Genomic DNA, 17,694 nt, shown 5'->3' on the forward strand with positions numbered 1-17,694 from the left:
AGCCGATTATAACTTAAGGGGCGAAACAGCGCTTTTGGGCGCCGGCTTAACCCAGTGCTCTTTGATGAATGCGCATATATCCTGGACTTGCGGAGGCGCAGACGACATTTTCGTCCCGTTGAGGCTATTCAGAAACAGGTCTTCGTCCTGGGGAATCTCTCCGGCGATTTTATCCCCAGGCAGGGCCGCGGAAAAAGCCTCCCGCACCTTGTCGTTTACTTTGTTTTGGATGAAAAAGATCTTTTTGAAAGCCTTGTCAGCCATTTCAAGCATTTTTCCCGCCAGCTTAAAGGACTCAAAAGTGGGATCCACCACCCCGATAATCAGGTCGCAGTTGGCGTCCAAACCCCGGCCGAAATGCTCCACCCCGGCTTCCGTATCTATCACCACAACCTCGTCGTCCGAAAGAACCAGGTTGTTCAAGAAGTTCCGGGACAGAACGCCGATGGGGCAGGCGCAGCCTTCGCCAAAATCGTGAATCTTGCCCATGGAAACCAGTTTGACCCCGTCCGACTCGGCAAAGCACTCCTCCGGGATGTCCGAAGTGGTCAGCGCCTGGCTGAGATATTGAACCGGCTGGTTCTCCCGAAAAGCCTGGTTCATCTTTTTTTTCAGTTCGGGCTTGCCGCCCATGCTTTCCATCAAATTGACGGGCTGCTCCACGCCAAGCAGACGATGGAGCCCAAAGTTGGACTCATCCGCGTCCATGAGCAAAACCCGAAATCCCGCTTCCGTAAGACCCCGGGAAATGAGAGCCGAAATGGTGCTTTTGCCGGCCCCGCCTTTTCCGCATATCGCAATCTTCATGAATCCTCCTGTTGCATTATGTGAGACAACAGCGTCGACGCCGTCTTTTTAGAATATTGGTACTTTTCGGCGTTTTTCAAGAAATCCTTGGCATTACCCAGGTTGTTCGCATTATACGCTGCAAATCCTGCCATGAGCCAGGCTTGCCCCGGCTTCTTCGCCTGGGGCGCCGCCGTTTTAAACGCCGTTGCAGCCTTTGAATAATTCTTCATATCATATAAGATATAGGCCCGGGATAACAAAATCGTACTTTTCTGATCCTGCTCCAAGGCTTTATCCAGCCAATCCAGAGCCTCCTGCAACTTCCCTATTCGATGGAAAGCGCCGGCAATCTTAAGGATTACGTCCGGGTCCTGTTTGTTTTTCAATGCTTGTCCATAAAAACCAGCGGCTTTTCCTGGAACCCCGGAGGCCGAATACAAATCTCCGGCCAACTCGATTTCCTTGGGCGTGAGCGGCTGGAAAAAGCTGTATACAACCAGGCCGGCCAGCGCCTCTTTATATCTTCCCTGGTTCAGGTGAAGGCGCCACAGGGTTTTCCACCATAATGGCTCCTCCGGATACTCGTCCAACAAGGCGTGCACATAGGCCACGGCCTTTTTATCCATGCCCAGTTCCGCGTACTGATATAAAAGGACCTCCTGCCAGCGGCGCTTTCTATCGCCAGTCGCTTCCCGGATGATTTCCTCCAGAACGGGCAGGGATTCGCCCTGTTTATCGGCCTGGATCAGGGTTTGAACCAAGGCCTCTTTCCATTCCAGCCGGGCCTGGCTTTTGTGTTCGGCCATGAGCCGGCGGAATGCTTCCAGAGCTGCGGGATAGTCCCCGCCCGAAGCCAGGCATGCGGCGGCGTAATACAACAGGTCCGGCTCCTTGGGGTTGGAAAGGGCGTAGGCCTTCATATAATTATCGGCCGCCTGGGGCATGTCGCCCAGGTCAAACCAGCAACGCGCCAGATTTTGCCAGGCAGGCAGGTAGTCGGGCTTTTGCCGGATGCAGGCGGCAAATCGCGCCTTGGCAAGGGAAGGCTTGGCTTGCTCCAGATAGGCGGCGCCCTGGATGAAATCCAGCAGATAATGCTGGTCGTCATTTTTCTTGCGGAACTCTTCCAGCAGATTGGAGGCCTTTCCATACTCCCCCATGGCCATCAGGGACTGGGCTTTTTCCAAGGCGTTGTGCAAGGGCCTGGAAATCGGTTCATCCGCTAATGAATAGGTCGGACAGGCAAATAATATCAACAGTGCTATAAAAATAACGAGGCGGATCTTGATCATTCTTCGCCTCCCAGTCGGAAATGCAGGGTCTGAGTCATGGGATAATCCACCGGGACTCCATCCTTCGTCCCTATGCTCAGGCGCAAAATTTTGTCCAAATACTCCTTGGCTGATTTTTCAAAAAAGCCGGGAGGATCGGCCTCCAAAATTTGAATGTCCCGGATTTTCCCCTCTTTGGTCCATATAAAGCGGACCTTGACCGACCCTTCCACGCCCATGCGCTTCGCCCGTAAGGGATAGACTGGCCTCCCTCCTGACAACCGCCTGGGGGGTGCGTCCAGTTCCGAGATTTCATATAATCCCTGATGCGCGACCGCTGGGACCGGCGCGGGCCTGGCGTCAGGCAACGGGACCGTTTTATATTCAGGCGCGGGAAATGACACCGAGGAAGGCGGCAGGGCCGGGTTCAACTCCAAGGGGACCGGCGCGATGTCAGGCCGGGACGCGTCCGGCGCGTTGGCCTGGGGCATGGGCGAAACCGGCTGGGAAGCGGCTTGCTGCGTCTCTTGAGGGACCGGCGGACGCGGTTTTTCCGGCTCGGGCGGCCTGAGCCTTTCAATGCGTACAGGATCTCCCGTCGCCATGCGAGGCTGCTCCCGGGGCGCCCGGGTCATCAGGCCCGGCATGAGGCCGAAAAAAATCAGGTTCAGAACCAGGGCGATAACAATCGCCAAGGCCCAGGCTTTACCCTCTCCCAACCCGAACTGCTTTTGGCTGCCGACGGCCTCGCCCACATTACCCTCCCGAATCCAGGCTCGCCGCAATGGACACGTTTTTGGCTCCCGCCAGCCTGCATTCGTCCATAACTTCAATGACCATGCCGGTCATGCTTTCTTTGTCTGCAACCACCACGACCCCGGCTTCGGGATTTTCCGCCAGGGCCCTTTCCACATTGGCGCGCACTGTGCGCGGGTCCAGCTCCCTTTTTTCCATAAACACCCGGTTATCCCGGGTGACGGCTATCAGGATGCTGGATTGATTTTTGGTCACAGCCGTGGCCGCGGAGGGGCGCTCCACGTCCACGCCGGTTTCCCGCACAAAGCTGGTGGTGACCAGGAAGAATATCAGCAAAATAAAGACCATATCAATGAGAGGGGCGATGTTCAGCTCCACTCCCTGGCCTTTGTTTCGTCTGGATGCAGTGATGTTAAGCATTGGCCTTTACGCTCCACGCAACAGGGCTTTTACCATGCTAAAATAACGGAGGTTTTCGCGTCAAGGCGCCCCGCAATTCTGCATAGCGCCGTTAGCCGCCTCCATTGTACATGAAAACCGGATGTTAGCAAGACTACATCTTTAAAATTTCAGCGTTTGAGTCCCCTTGACTTGGCGAACGTAAAGAAATATCCTGCCCCAATCAATAAACTGCAAGAAGGGATGAAAAAAATGGACTTTGAAGCCGTAGCGCCCCTGGCGGCCAACGAAGAAGGCGAAATTTTTGAACTGGAAGGCTACGCCGCCGTCGGCGCCTCGGGAAATTACCTGACGCCCCTGGACGGGGAAAAGCTGATCGTCCAGCCTCACGGCAGCGAAACCCTTTTTCTGCCCGACAGAACTCTGGTCGCCCTGGACCTGGACTCCATGGAATTGGTCGCCCTGGAGGAAAATCCCTACAACCCGGGTGAGCCCATATTTCCCGTGGCAACCTTCAACTCCCCCGGCTATATCGCCGCGGCTTCCTGCGCATTTATTGAAGAGCCCGGCGCCCAGGCTTTGCCTTTGTTTTCCTACGGCGCCTGCGGATGGGACGGCGAGGACATAGTGGTCGCCGCCATGCGCGTGGATCGCTCCCGGCGCCAGGATCTGCGGCTCATGCCTCGCGAAAAGGTGGAAAGCGGGGTCAAGCGCTTTCAAAAAAAATATCCCCAAAACCGGCTGGCCCGGCATTTGGAGCATTGCGCCCTGGTTTACGGTTGCCCGGCGGCCAAGAATATGTTCATCGGCCGGGAGGAAGCCCCCCTGCCCACGGCCCAGACCTGCAACGCAAGGTGCCTGGGCTGCCTGTCCCTGCAAAAGGACAGCCCCATCCCCCACAGCCAGGACCGGATCAACTTCACGCCCACCTCCGAAGAAATCGCCCAGGTCGCCCTGGAGCACCTTTCCCGGGTGAAAAACGGCGTGGTCAGCTTCGGCCAGGGTTGCGAAGGCGAGCCCCTATTGGCGGCCAAGGTCATCGCCCCGGCCATCGCCATGATCCGGGAGCAAACCTCCGACGGCACCATCAACCTGAACTCTAACGGCAGCAGGCCGGATCTTCTGCAGCAATGCCTGGACGCCGGCCTGGACTCCATCCGCGTGAGCATGAACAGCGTGCGCCCGGAATGCTACGAGGCTTATTTCCGCCCCTCCTACGAGTTCAAGGACGTCTTGAAAAGCATCGACATGGCGGGGTTTCGCGGCAAGTGGGTGTCCATCAACTATTTGAACATGCCGGGTTTCACCGATTCCCCGGAGGAGTCCGAATCTTTCCTCAAGTTTCTCAAGGATCATCCCGTAAACATGATCCAGTGGCGGAACATGAATTTCAACCCCCGCCAGTATTGCGACGCCATGTCCCAGGCCGCCGAGTGCGGCGCGCCCATCGGCGTGGATGTCATGCTGGATCAAATTTCCCGGCAGCGCCCCAACGTCCGCTTCGGCTACTTCAACCCGCCCAAGGAAAGTTTTAATAAATAATACAGTGCGACTGGGATTCTTAGGGTTGCATTCGCGAAGTAATTCCGCTATTGAAAGATAGTTTATGCAAAAATTCAACAATCAATTTTTAGGACAATCAGTATCCTGACGGCAATTTCTCTTGCCGGGGTGAAATCATAATATCTCACAGACAGGAGCGGACCGCCAAATCCAGGCGGCTTGCGCATATTCAGTGAAAAAGGAGGCTGCGATGGCTGGCTTTTTTGGAAAAGTTTCCGCCATGATAAAAGGAAAAACCGATAGGGCGGTTGATAAAATGATGAGCCCGGAAGACCAGATCAGGTTGTTTGTGGAGGAAACCAACAAGCAAATATCCACGCTGCAAAAAGCGGTCGCCGCCGCCATGGCGGATGAAAAGCGCCTTAAAATGCAGTTGGACGATTTAATCGCCAAAGCGGACTCCTGGGAAAAGAAAGCCATGCTGGCCCTGGAAAACGGCGACGAATTCCTGGCCAAGGAAGCTCTGCTGAAAAAAGAAGAATTTACGGACAGCGCTAGGGAAGTCCTTAAAGATTGGGAAACCCAGCGGGACGCTACGGTGAAGCTGAAGCAATCCCTGGGCAAGGCGAAAAAACAGGTGGAAGACTCCAAAAGAAAGTACAATCTGCTGGCGGCTCAATATAAGGCTGCGGAGGCCAAGAAAAGCGTGGCGGACCGCATGGGCTCGACCGACGCAAGCTCCCCCTTGGCGGCCATGGAGGCTTTGAACGAAAAGGTGTTGGCCATGGAAGCGGATGCGGAAGCTGCTGTGGAGTTGATGGGCGATCCTTCCTCCGACGCTTTGGAAGCCAAGTTCGCCGCCATGGAGCGCGACAAAAAAGGCGACGACGCCCTGGCCGCCCTGAAAGCCAAGATGGGACATTAAGGCCGGTCGTCAAAAAACGCGCGGAAGCGCGGAAGTAATATCCCGAATTATCAAGGCCCCGGAAATCCATCCGGGGCTTTTTTGTCAGTGAAAATCTCCGTCAATGACCAGGGCGTTGTTCATTTTTTCCACCAACGCATTGATCATGCCTTCCTCCGATGCGTCCATCAGGGAATCTTCATAGCGTTGCAAGGCTCCGTTGGCCTGAGTCACGGACGTAAACAGGTTGTGATACTTGTCTTCCATCTCCCGGTACATCGTGATTTGAGACAGGCATTCCGCCTTGGCCTTGATCAGCTTATCGGTTGTTTCCACGTTTTTTGCCATTTCAATTTGCGTGGTAAGCCGAAACTCCCTTTCCTTAAGCTCCGCAATGGATGTGGAGCTTAGGGCCTGCATATACTCCTCCGCGGTTTTAAGGCTGTCCAGGGCGAGGCCCATGACCCGGTCGAGCGCCTCGGCTTCAAGCTCTCCGCTGGTCATCCGGGAAATCTTTTTGTGAATCCTGAAATATTTGGAGAACAGGTTTCCCATGGCGCTTCGGAACCTGGGCGTGGACAGCCCTTTGATTCCTTCGGCGTACTCCAATGCCTTGGGCGGCGGAGGCTGCCCGGCGTCCTGGATGCTGATGTTTATCAGCGGCCGGGTTTTGCGCAGGTACATTGCAAAGGCGGCCGCTTCCAGCACAAGCAAAACCAGGCCTGCAGTCAGCAAGGCGTTGGCTTTGGCTCCGGAGAACATAATCAGGATCAGAGGCAAAACAAATGCTATGGCTGCGTAATAATCCGGCAACTTAAAGGCTTGAGACAGACGGTTGGAGACCAGGCTGCGGCAGGGAAACAGCGACAAGTCCGCCGCCAGCCTTTCCGCCGTCTCTTTGCTGACGCTTTTGGCAACCAGCACCGGAGGCTTTTCCAGGCTTTTTTCCACCTCTTTAGCCGAAACCTTCCTATGCGTTTTTTCCAGAAACTTCGCCAGCCCTTTGTGCTCCCCGCATTCCTGGATGATCAGGGAGTACTCGCCAGGCGTCAATTTGACTTCGGCGAAAGCCCCGCATTGGCAGCAAAAAGGCGTATGAGCGAACAACTTGGCTCGGCAATTGCTGCAAAGCGCCGGTTCAGCCTGCCTTTGCAAATGGGCGGCCGCCATTTTGCTTTTGTTGATGTCGCTTTGGAGTTCAATAATGGACTGATACCGTTCCGCCGGGTCCGGCTCCAGGCATTTGGCGATGATGGAATCGATCCAGTCAGGCAGGTCCGGCCTCATTTCGCTTACGGGCGCTCTGTCCGCTGTTTGATGCAATTTAAACAAGGCGTTCAGCGTTTTGGCCTGGAACAGGGATTTGCCGGACAGAAACTCGTGCATAACCAGGCCTACGGCGTAGATGTCGATTCTGGGGTCGAACGACGTTCCCTTGCGGAAGATTTCAGGCGCCATGTATTCCGGAGTGCCCAGGGAGGCGCCGGTTTTAGTCAGGTCGCTCATGGTGTTCATTTTAGCGATGCCGAAATCCAGCAGCTTGACATGGTGCTCCCCATCGATAGCTATGTTTTGAGGCTTGACGTCCCGGTGCACAACGCCTTTATCGTGGCAAGCGGCCAGGGCGTCCAATAGTTGATCCACAATTTTCAGGAACACGGCCAAAGGCATGGGGCCGCTTTGGCTGATGTATTCCTTCCCGTCCCGGCCCGGGGCGATCTCCATGCTGATGCATCGCCAGCCATGGGTTTCAAAGGCGTCGTACACCTGGATGATATTAGGATGGTTAATGGGCTGAAGGATTTGGACCTCCCTCAGAAAACGTTCCTGGATGGTGGAGTCCAGGTTGAGAAGCGGGTCCATGACCTTAATAGCGACATGGGTGTCGGACCGCATGTCCAACGCTTCATAAACGACCGAGCTATGGCCGCTGCCAAGGACTCTTTCTATCCGGTAGCGCTTTTTCAGCACGCTGCCTTTTTTCAAATCATTAAAAGCGCTCATATCAGGGATGTCACCTCCAGCCTCACTTCAGCCAACGCGCCAAGCTCCTTTTCCAGGGATTTCAGGCCGGATTCATATTCCTCCAGCACGTCCTGCCCCAATTCCATTTTCAAAACCAGGGTTTGGGAGCATAAGCGATTCAGGGTAAAGCGCAACTCGTTAAACCGGGCCATGAGAGAATCGCGCTTTTCCTGCAAATCCTGATACTGCACCAACAGGTCCATATAGAACATGTCGCCCTTCAAGGCCTTGTCCGTCAGGCGCTCGGCGTCCAGTCCGTGCCAGTCAATTTGCGTGAGCACGTCGTCGACCTCGCTGGCCAGGTTTGCTACGCGGGCGCAGATAAGAATCAACTCCTTCATCTTTTCCATTTCCAGGCCCTGGCCCGGAACGTCGCCGGCGTTTTCCTTAAGCAGAAGGATCTGCTCAATGCTTTGGGCCAGCGACAATCGCATTTCATCGGTTCTGGGTTTTTGCAGGGCGCCGGATACATTGCGCAGCCATTTGACGTCCTGGAAAAAATCTTTCGAAAAGATGTCCTTATGCTTGAGAATGGGCTCCAGGCTGGATCGGACGATAATGGAGGCTGATATGGCGAACACTAATACCCCGGCGGCCACCGCCACAATAAGCGGCAGTATAAATTGCAGGGAGGTAGCCCGTGTGGTGACTTCAAAAATGAGAAGGACGAAATAACGCAGGAATAAGATCAGGTAAAGAATGGGAAGCAAAAAAGTCGACAGCCGGAGCGCTTCCGCGGTTGAGTCTTTGACTCCCGATATTTCGTGCACTTGCAGAAAGATGTTTTTACGCTCCGCCTTTTTTTGAACCAGCTCCGCAAACATTTTGTCCACGCCCGTAAGCAGGACTTTTCGGTGGGCGGGAATTTTTTTTAGGTCCAGGTCAAAGGTTTCATTGATAAAGGACAGCAATTCCCTTTTTTCGGATTTAGGTATCCGGAAGTTCCGATGGTCCACATTGCGAACCAGCCGAAACCTTCCGTCCCGCGAGGCTTGGGAAAAGCCGAACCCGCAAAAAACACAAAAAGGCAGGTTCTTGATGGTTTCTTCGCCGCAATGGATGCAGGGCGTTTTTTTTAAACTCGGCAGGGCGTTGGCGGCTACGCTCCGGTTTTTGCAATCCAGCAGAAACTCCTCCACGCACTGGTATCTGTTGACCGGATTTTTTTCCAGCAGCTTGCTTACGGCCTCTTTCAGCCAGGCCGGCGTTTGCGGATTATACTCCTGAAGATTGGGAACCGGAGTCCTAAGATGGGTGGTGAACAGCTCGGCGATGGAGTCGCCCTGGAAGGGGGGGCGGCCCGCAATCATTTCAAAAAGGATGATCCCCAGGCTGTACAGGTCGGTCCTGGGGTCCGAGGACGATCCTGCGAACAGCTCCGGCGCCATATACTCCGGGGTGCCCAGGGAAACCCCGGTTTTGGTCAGGTCGCTCACGGCCGTCACCTTGGCGATGCCAAAGTCCAAAATCCGCACCCGGCCTTCCTTGGTGAGGAAAATGTTCTGGGGCTTCAGGTCCCGGTGGATGACGCTGCTCTTGTGGCACGCCTGGAGGATTCCGGCGATTTTCGTCCCGATTTTAGCGGCAAGGCTTAGGGACAATCTTCCCTGGCTGTGGAGATACTGCTTCAGGGTCATGCCCCGCAGCAGCTCCATTTCCATGCAAACCCGCCCTTTCAGGCGCATCATGTTGTAAACCGGGACCATGCCGGGATGCTTCACCAGCCGGGCTATTTGAATCTCCCGCTTGAATTGCTCCAGGTTGGCGGCGTCCCGGGCCAGGCTGGGATGCAAAATTTTAACAGCAACGTCCCTGCCGGTTTTTAGGTTGCGAGCCGCATACACGTTGGCTGTCGCCCCCGAGCCCAGCAGTCTGGGGTTGAGGTAGCGTCCGCTTTGGGACAGTGCTTGAATATCGTCCATAAAACCTGACTTGCTGCGGTTTAAAGGATTATCTGGTCAGCAATGGGTGGTGTTTTTGATAAACCCTATGTCTCTCTACCATTTTATATGACGCCCTCGCCAAGACGTCCCTTTTTCCAAGCAGATAGTCCGGAAGGTCGCCCCCAACTCTATAATAACGGTATATGTGCGTTTCTCGACTATTCTTAAATTCCTTGTGAACTTTGGGAACGAACACAAGTCGAGAGCCGACATATTCCTTTGGAGTAAACGAAGTCTCCTTGAGCACTAAATGAATCCCTGAAAATTTGTCGATGCTTATGGTCGCCGCTTTTTCAAGCACCTTCCTGGACCTTGGATTGTACTCATTGGGGTCCGAGGCGTAATTCTGGGGGTTGAAAATCTGGTCTTCATGGATGGGCGGCGCCAGGTAGTTCTCTTCCATGTATATTTTCAGGATATCCATTATTGCGTCTATGTTGGAGTTAAGCTCTTGCATGAATTGCTTGGGGAAACTTTCGGGGATATCGTTTTTGTGCGTAACCATGTACCAAACGATATACGTTTGCTCCGTTATAGGGGTTGGTTCTTCCAGGACCATGTCTTCAAACGCTTCTATCACCTTCTTTTTAAGATGAAAAATTTCTTCTACGGAGTACCCGTCCAAAACCCCTTCCGCCGACATGCTTTGCCTGAGATGCTTGCCCTGCAGCCCGATGAAAAAGCATTCCATTATGGAAGTGTATCCTTCGCGTATTAAGATTGCCTGGCGGGAATTTACTCTGTAGTAACTTTGGATGGAAAATAGTTCGTCCAAATGAGCAATCAGCGCATTAGCCTGTTCTGTTGGCGGCGTTGTATACGACATGTCGCTGGCGTTTTGCATAATCAGGTTCGTCTTTTTTAGCGCGGCATTGTACCTGAAATGCGTGACGACGTCTTCCAGGGGCAAAATTGCCATTACAGTCAGACAAACAGCGCCCCAGACATAGTCCCTTTTATAAAAGGGGGCGCCGCCGGCGTCCGGAGTTTTTTCTTTGCCGCTTGATTTATCCGGCATCAAATACATGACGCCAACGCCGATTAACAGGGGCGGCCCCAGAAGCCAGAACCATTTGGAATAACCTTTCGCCTTGGCCATGAAGAAACAGCCCCTGCAGAAATACGGAGCTGACAGGAGATAGGTTAAGTCGAAATCAAAGGCTACTCCCTTTCCGGCATAATAGTTCCAGGCGAATAAGACAGATAATATTATAGCGCCCCTTGTGAATCGTTTGGCGGCCTCCCGCCGAAATTCCTCGTTTTCCCCCACCTCTTCCCCAAAGGTGGATTTTTCTATTTTGGAGGATTCCGGGACGCCGCTTACGTAGCCCGCGTCTTGAACTACCGGACCCTCATGCTCCTCAAAGCAATCCGGGCAGTTTTCCCCCGCCTCCAAGACCTTGCCGCACATGGGGCACTTAACGGTTTCGATCACCTCCACCAGGGCGCCCGCGCGTTCAAACCGCTCCCGCAATTCCTCGGCCTTTATCCCGTTTAACTGCCCCTGGTGATAGTCGTCCCCTCCTGCAAACGGGGCGTTCACTTGAAAAACCTCGGCTTTGAACTCTATGGCCAGGTTTTTTTTCACGGCGTCCTGGTCAAATCCCGGCTGGATCTCACCTTTAAAGACCAGTTTATAGGTCGAGAACTGGTTTAGTTTTTTCGTGGAAAAAGTCGGAGCAGGCCCTTCTTCTTTGGGTGGTTTTGGGTTTGCGGCTGCTTTGGCAGGAGGTTCGTCGGGCTGGTTCGGGCCGGACTCGAACTCCATTTTCAGATTCATGCATTTTTCGCACTGGCTGTTGGTCTTCTGGATATGGCCGCAATCCGGGCACTTGAAAGTCTTTACCACCTGGATCTGCGCTCCCGCTTTGTCAAAAACCGCTTTGAACTTTCTGGCCTGGTCCAAAGTCAGGTTTTTTCGGATGTACGGGGCGCCTCCGTTCATGGAAGTCAGAACCTTGGGCGCTTGTTGCTTGAAAACCGCGGTCAGGACCTTTCGGGCGTTTTCCGGATCTTTGCCGCTCAGGATTTCATCCCTGAAAATGATGTTATATTGAGGTTCCATGAACGATATATTTTCTCAAGGTTAACACCGGCCTCAAATGGGAGGCGGACAAATCGGCGCTTGCGGGCCTCAAAAGGGGGCGCCTGGCCGGCAAAGGAGCGGCGTCTTTGAAAGTTTATGTAAAACGCCCTATATAATTACAATCGCAGCTGAAACTGGCGCGTCGCTTCATATAGGACATTTCTTTTCTCGAGAAAGGCGTCTTGCAGGTTTCCTCCGACTCTTTTTATTTTAAACAAGTATTTTACTCTACCCCGGAAATCGATTTTTTTTGTGGCCGTGGGAATAAACACAACGGTTTTTCCAGCCGTCCAGGACGGAAACTCTTCATTTGCCTTGATTGTGAAAGTTATAAACCCATTTTCGCTCACGTTTATTGTGACATACTCTTCCAGCTTTTCCTTTGAGACGCTCTTATAATCCGCTGGAAAATCGGCGTAGTTTGGAGCGTTAAAAATTTGGTCGACATGAATGGGAGGCGTAAGAAAGTTTTCCCCCATATAAATGGCTAACTGATCATTCAGAACCTCAAAGGATTCATTCAGGCATTTTATAAAAGGTTTAATTTTTTTGTCCTTAACCATTTTAACCGACGTCTGAGTGAGGTGCAGCCAGACTTGAAAAGCGTGTGAAGTCACCCCGGTTCTTTCGTTTGAGGTTTTCTTTTTAAAATCCGTCATTATACGATGCTGAAGCCCGGCCAGCGAGGCGTCCGTGAAATCAGGAGAGACGCCTGCTTCGGTTTGCATCTGGAGGGCTTGCAAGCGTTGAAGGCGAATGAAGAAAAACTCCAATATTGTGATCATTTTTTCTGCGTTCTCTAAAGCTTCTAATGTCCTTGGCTTCATCGAAGATTGAATTGAAAAGCTGTGATCAATAAAACTCTCCAACTCAGCGACCATGACATCCATGGGTTCCTGCGCATCAGAATGAATGAGTTTTTCTCTGTAGACTTCAAATTCTCCGGAATAGGACTTTATTTTATGAGCGCCGGTGCCTGCAGAGATCGGAAAAATCAGGAGGAAAGCTGCAAGAACGGAGCCAACAACTATGTCTTTTTTTAAAAAACGGCCGTGTTCGCCGCCCTGGGATTTATTAGGCAGCAAAAGCATCACCGTTGCCCCTAATAGACTGAGAATACCCAATAGGCCGAATTTGGTTGAATAGCCTTTATGTTTTGCCAGGTTGTAGCAGGCCCCAAGAAAATAGGGAACCGGGAGCAAATATATCCAGGAGATGGCAAAGGCTCTTTCGCGTCCAATGAACGAATGGAGGAGGAACAAGACGGAAAAGAGAATGACGCCCCTTCTGAAGCGAACCATGCCTTCCAGACGTAATTCCTCCTTATCGTCTACCCCCTCTCCAAAGGCGGCATTATCCCTTTGGGGTTTGGCAATCTCCGGGGCGATGTCCAAGGCGCCCGCGTCTTCTATTGCCTGGGGCTCCCGTTCTTCAAAGCAATCCGGGCAGTTTTCCCCCGCATCCAAGACCTTGCCGCACATGGGGCACTTAACGGTTTCGATCACCTCCACCAGAGCGCCGGCGAGCTCAAATCGCTCCCGCAGTTCCTCAGCCTTTATCCCGTTTAACCGTCCCTGGTGATAATCGTCCCCTCCGGCGAACGGGGCGTTCACTTTAAAAACCTCGGCCTTGAACTCATTGGCCAGGTGGTTTTTCACAGTCTCCTGGTCAAATCCCGGCTGTATTTTACCTTTAAACACCACTTTATACGTGGCGTACTGGTTCAGCTTTTTGGTGGAAAAAGTCGGAGCGGGTCCTTTGCCTTTGGGGCGCTTTGGGCTTGCAGCCGCCTTGGCTGGAGTTTCGTCAATCGGGTCCGGCTCCGGGCCGGACTCGAACTCCATTTTCAGATTCATGCATTTTTCGCACTGGCTGTTCGTCTTCTGGATGTGGCCGCAATCCGGGCACTTGAAGGTCTTTACAACCTGGATCTGCGCCCCCGCCTTGTCAAAAACCGCTTTGAACTTTCTGGCCTGGTCCAAAGTCAGGTTTTTCCGGATGTACGGGGCGCCTCCATTCATGGAACCCAGGACCTTGGGCGCTTGTTGCTTGAAAATCGCATTCAGGACCTTTCGGGCGTTTTCCGGATCCTTGCCGCTTACAATTTTACCCCTGAAAATGATGTTATATTGAGGTTCCATGGATGATATATCTTCTCCGGGCTTATACGGGCTTTCGTCCATATAAATGTTTTATAACCTGTAATAACAATGCGTTGTACTTGCGCCTTGAGCAGTCCTTTGCGTGGAATAACCTTGTCCTTAGCAGGATTATTGAGGAAAATCAATTCTGAATCCTGGTATAATACTCAGATTCTATCCCCCTGCTCGCCGGTATTATTCAGGACTTTTTACTTGAGGTAAGGAAAAACACGTGCTAATGCCAAGGCATTGCCACTCAATAGCGCGGTTGGTCCCGTCAGAGATCTTCCCCGTTCGAAATCAACAATCCGGAATCTCATCTATGGATGGAATAGTGAAAATCTTTAAATGGTTAATGTTGATCGCGGTGTGCGGCGGCCTAACGGCTCCCATGCTATGGGCCGACGTTATTATATTTAAAAGCGGCAAAGAAATTACGGTTAAAAAGGTGTGGGAGGACGAGGACGCTTACAACTGCTACCGATTTGGCAAGTTGGTGAAGTATCCTAAGGTTACCATAAAGAGCGTAGAGAAAACGGACCAGAAAACCTCGCTTCCCGCATTTGCAGAGCCAGTAACCAATGTTCCCAAGTGGAAATGTCTGGCCAACGAGCCGTTCAAATATCCTGAGCCCTTTAAGGTGAGAACCAATTACACCAAGCCTGGAGTCGACAGAACCTACAAAAGCCGGGCCTTTGAGCTTGCAGGGTGGGGCTATTTGGATGAATTGCAGGAGATGATAGAGGAAAACCCCGAAATTGTTTTTCAGACCGATAGAAACGGAAAAAATCTGCTGATGTCCAGCGTTCGAGACGCGAAACAGATTCAATACTTTCTTGATAAAGGTTTGGATATAAATGCAGGCAACGATTATGGAATGACGGCCATAATGTTCGCCGTGCAGCGAAAAAACAGTCATGATGCAATTTCTCTTCTGGCGCGCAAGGGCGCGGATCTGGAACTGGTGAACGATCCCGCCAGATCGATATACAATGCCGATAAGGAAGGCACGGCGTTTATGCTTGCCGTGGCGGAAGAAAAGTACGACAACGCCGCGCTTCTTATAAAATGCGGGACCAACATCAACGCCTATAACAGCCACGGAGATACTGCGCTTCATATTGCCCTGCGCGGCCAGGTTCCGAAATCGGAAAAAAAAGCCGCGTTTTTACTGAAATACGCCTCTTCTTTGAACTCTCAAAATAAATGGGGCCATACTCCCGTAGAAAGCGCCGTGGAATTCGGCCGTCGAAAACAAGTCGGGAAGATTTTGGAAAAAGCCGGAGTCCCCATGCCTTCCGTCCCCGTGATGTTCGGAGACGTCAGGACCGCCATACGCGTTACCGCGCGAGAGCAATTTCAAAGAAGACCCAAAACATCATCCTTTCCGCGCTTGGCTTTTGCTCATGGCAATATCGGGATGGGCTCCTATGATGTAAACGCCATAGACATTTTACTGAGGCAAAATCCGGACCTTGCCAAACAAAAAGACAGATTCGGCCGCACCTTATTGCACTGGGCGGGAGAATATTGCAACGTGGACGCCTTTGCCTATTTAATGGATTACGGAATTCCCGTTAACGTGCAGGACAGCGAAGGGAATACGGCGCTCCATTTGTGGGCGGAACATAACGACGCTGTTAAGGCGCTCCTGGCAAAAGGGGCCGACGCCGCAATTAAAAATAATATGGGCCGGATTCCACTGCATTTCGTCGGCCTCCAATACACCCATTCTTCAGACATTAACGCCTTAATTAAAATGCATATAATGGCGGGAGGCAGCCTGAATGCCAGGGATATTAACGGGGAGACTCCCGCGCAAGTTTCAGAAAATAGAACATTCCGGGAAATTGCCGCCTCTTTTCAATAGAGGGTGGAAGGAGATATTATTCATGAAGCGCCTCGGAACCCTATATATTGTTTTCATACTTCTTATTGCGTGTCTGCCAGCCTCCGCTCAGGCTGATACGGTTGTTTTTAAAAACGGCAAGCGCATTGACGTGGAGCAAGCCTGGGAAGAAGGTGCGTTCATTAAGTGCATTCGTTTTGGAGGCGAGATTTCCTATCCTAAATCCAAAGTGGAACGCATCGTAACCTCCCGGGGCGCCGCGCCCGCCAGTGCGGCGGGTTCTTCCCGTGCAAACGCAAATTCCGCGCCTTCGGCAACAGCCGGCAATCCATCTTCCCAATATCGCAGGCAAAAGCCTCAAACCGCCCCAGCCCCGGAAAAAATTTTGCCGGTTAATCTCCAGGGCGGCGGAGCCGAAACAGCGGGGGGAGCGCAAGATGACAGCTTCCTCACCAGGGAGGAAAAGCTGGATCTGGCAGTCCAAAAAATGCTTGAAGAAAAAAGAGATATTGCATGCAAGCAAAAAAAAACCTTTCGATTACTCGATGCTTTTATCAGGCGCACCCCCTCGGATGCTATTCGTACACGGGTTGAAAAATTTGAATCCGGAATTTTTAAGGCCGCCTGTGACGGGGACCTGGAACAGGTAAAGAGCATGTATCAGGCGGACTCCAACGTCATCCGCCAAGTAAATTCCTTTGGCGAGACGCCGTTGCATATTGCTGCAACCATGTGCCATCTGGATGTGGCGAAGTTTTTGGTCGAAAAGGGGGCCGACGTCAACCAAGGCTCCGATTGGGGATATACTCCAATTATGGGCCCAGCGGTTATGCCCTATCACGTGAAAAAAGCCAGGAATAGAAAAAACCCCGTGTTTCAAGGGGATTGGAAGAGCATGATCGATTACCTGCTTTCCAAGGGGGCGGATATAAACGCGGTCAAGCATGAAGGCGATCCATGCGTTCCGAAATGCTACGTTTCAAGGCACTCCATTCTGCATAGAACCGAGAATGGAACGCCCCTGATGATGACTTATGATCATGAGACAGAGGATTTTCTGGTTGCAAGAGGGGCTGATTTACATGTTCAAAATCGGGACGGAAACACCAAGTTTCACTTCGTGTGCACTTCCGGCATAGTGCGCAATCCAAAAGAATACGCAGCGCGGCTTGAATATTGGTTCGAGCAGGGCGTAGATCCGAACATAACCAATAGATGGGGTGAAACCCCTTATGTGTGGGCTGCTCGGCATAAGGCGCGGGTTTATTTGGAAAGCGCCTTTCAAGAGATGGGGCGCCCTGTGCCTTACGTCCCCACCAATTTTGAAGAAGTTTTGGATGCCATATATGATAGCTGCAGTGACTCCGCAATCAAGCGTCATACCAAAAGAACGGGAAGTTTGATAAAAATCAAGGAGTTGTTGGATAGATGCCCCCAGGCGGCGCTTGATACGGACAATAATTATTCCACATTGCTGCATCATGCCGCATGGAATAAGCACCCGGGCGCTGCGGAATACCTTCTCATGAAAGGCGCTGACCCCAATGCTCAAAACGCCTGGGGCGAATCTCCGTTGTTTGGAGCCAAAACCGGAGAAATAGCCCAAATACTATTGGACTTCGGTGCGGATCCCAACCTGAAAGACTGTACGGGAAAAACTGCGCTTCAGGAAAACGGGTCCATTGTCATGGAAATTGAAACCTGGCGAAAAGGGCTTCCCGCTCTGGAAGCCAGGCTGGCCCAAAAGGCCAAAGAACGTGGACCTGCTGAGTAGCGCAACGAGGTTTTGGCCTTGAGCGCGAGTCGCCGTAAAGCCCTTCCATTTTTATTGTCTTGAACCGCCCAAAGACATCCTCATAGCCCAGGAAGCCTTTGGGCGTTTTGTTTTCCTCAAGCGGTCAGAAAAAAAGTCGTCTCCCCCGTTTTTTTTTGCTATAACAGCGTATGAAATACACACTTGTCTAAAAACCGACGAATCTGCAATATTATTTTGTTCAGTCATTTTCCAGACGCGACCTTTTTTTAAAA

The 17,694-nt window shown here is 52.1% G+C and carries 12 protein-coding genes; 4 read left to right on the forward strand and 8 right to left on the reverse strand.

The window, feature by feature from the left end; genetic code table 11:
• Positions 1–6: 6 nt before the first annotated feature.
• The 4 genes from BUE18_RS08975 to BUE18_RS08990 are packed head-to-tail and all read right to left on the reverse strand — an operon-like array spanning position 7 to position 3,236.
• Positions 7–807 carry an ATP-binding protein gene (locus BUE18_RS08975; protein WP_073475007.1) on the reverse strand — a complete coding sequence of 267 codons (801 nt, stop codon included), beginning with the start codon at positions 805–807 and terminating at the stop codon, positions 7–9.
• Positions 804–2,081 (reverse strand): tetratricopeptide repeat protein, encoded by a 1,278-nt coding sequence (locus BUE18_RS08980; RefSeq protein WP_073475009.1) that lies wholly within the window; start codon positions 2,079–2,081, stop codon positions 804–806. Before BUE18_RS08980 ends, BUE18_RS08975 begins: the two co-directional genes overlap by 4 nt.
• Positions 2,078–2,815, reverse strand: a complete 738-nt coding sequence (locus BUE18_RS08985; RefSeq protein WP_073475011.1) for an energy transducer TonB — start codon at positions 2,813–2,815, stop codon at positions 2,078–2,080. Before BUE18_RS08985 ends, BUE18_RS08980 begins: the two co-directional genes overlap by 4 nt.
• Before the next feature lies 1 nt (position 2,816).
• Entirely contained in the window at positions 2,817–3,236 is a 420-nt protein-coding gene (locus BUE18_RS08990; protein ID WP_015948344.1) for an ExbD/TolR family protein, read from the reverse strand.
• A gap of 231 nt (positions 3,237–3,467) precedes the next feature.
• Between BUE18_RS08990 and BUE18_RS08995 the strand changes: the two genes are divergently transcribed.
• Both BUE18_RS08995 and BUE18_RS09000 read left to right on the forward strand, forming a co-directional pair.
• The gene (locus tag BUE18_RS08995; protein ID WP_083610904.1) at positions 3,468–4,757 is read left to right on the forward strand and encodes a radical SAM family protein; all 1,290 of its coding nucleotides are present in this window, start codon (positions 3,468–3,470) and stop codon (positions 4,755–4,757) included.
• 211 nt (positions 4,758–4,968) lie between these two features.
• A complete protein-coding gene (locus BUE18_RS09000; protein WP_073475014.1) occupies positions 4,969–5,643 on the forward strand; it encodes a PspA/IM30 family protein in 675 nt (224 codons plus the stop codon).
• 84 nt (positions 5,644–5,727) lie between these two features.
• Here the strand turns inward: BUE18_RS09000 and BUE18_RS09005 are convergent, their stop codons facing one another.
• The 4 genes from BUE18_RS09005 to BUE18_RS09020 all read right to left on the reverse strand — a co-directional run bounded on the left by BUE18_RS09005 (position 5,728) and on the right by BUE18_RS09020 (position 13,334).
• Complete coding sequence (locus BUE18_RS09005) at positions 5,728–7,626, reverse strand: serine/threonine protein kinase (protein WP_073475016.1); 1,899 nt, start codon at positions 7,624–7,626, stop codon at positions 5,728–5,730.
• Positions 7,623–9,569: a serine/threonine protein kinase gene (locus BUE18_RS09010; protein WP_073475018.1), complete on the reverse strand. Its 1,947-nt coding sequence runs from the start codon at positions 9,567–9,569 to the stop codon at positions 7,623–7,625. Before BUE18_RS09010 ends, BUE18_RS09005 begins: the two co-directional genes overlap by 4 nt.
• Positions 9,570–9,597: 28 nt before the next feature.
• Complete coding sequence (locus BUE18_RS09015; protein ID WP_073475020.1) at positions 9,598–11,655, reverse strand: hypothetical protein; 2,058 nt, start codon at positions 11,653–11,655, stop codon at positions 9,598–9,600.
• Positions 11,656–11,792: 137 nt separating this feature from the next.
• A complete protein-coding gene (locus BUE18_RS09020) occupies positions 11,793–13,334 on the reverse strand; it encodes a hypothetical protein (protein ID WP_139264659.1) in 1,542 nt (513 codons plus the stop codon).
• An 817-nt stretch (positions 13,335–14,151) separates the two neighbouring features.
• Between BUE18_RS09020 and BUE18_RS09025 the strand changes: the two genes are divergently transcribed.
• A complete protein-coding gene (locus tag BUE18_RS09025; protein WP_170868307.1) occupies positions 14,152–15,687 on the forward strand; it encodes an ankyrin repeat domain-containing protein in 1,536 nt (511 codons plus the stop codon).
• Between the two features lie 22 nt (positions 15,688–15,709).
• On the forward strand, positions 15,710–17,440 hold the full coding sequence (locus tag BUE18_RS09030) for an ankyrin repeat domain-containing protein (protein ID WP_073475025.1): 1,731 nt from the start codon (positions 15,710–15,712) through the stop codon (positions 17,438–17,440).
• Positions 17,441–17,694: the final 254 nt, after the last annotated feature.

It is taken from the genome of Desulfatibacillum alkenivorans DSM 16219 (assembly GCF_900142135.1).
Lineage (GTDB): Bacteria > Desulfobacterota > Desulfobacteria > Desulfobacterales > Desulfatibacillaceae > Desulfatibacillum > Desulfatibacillum alkenivorans.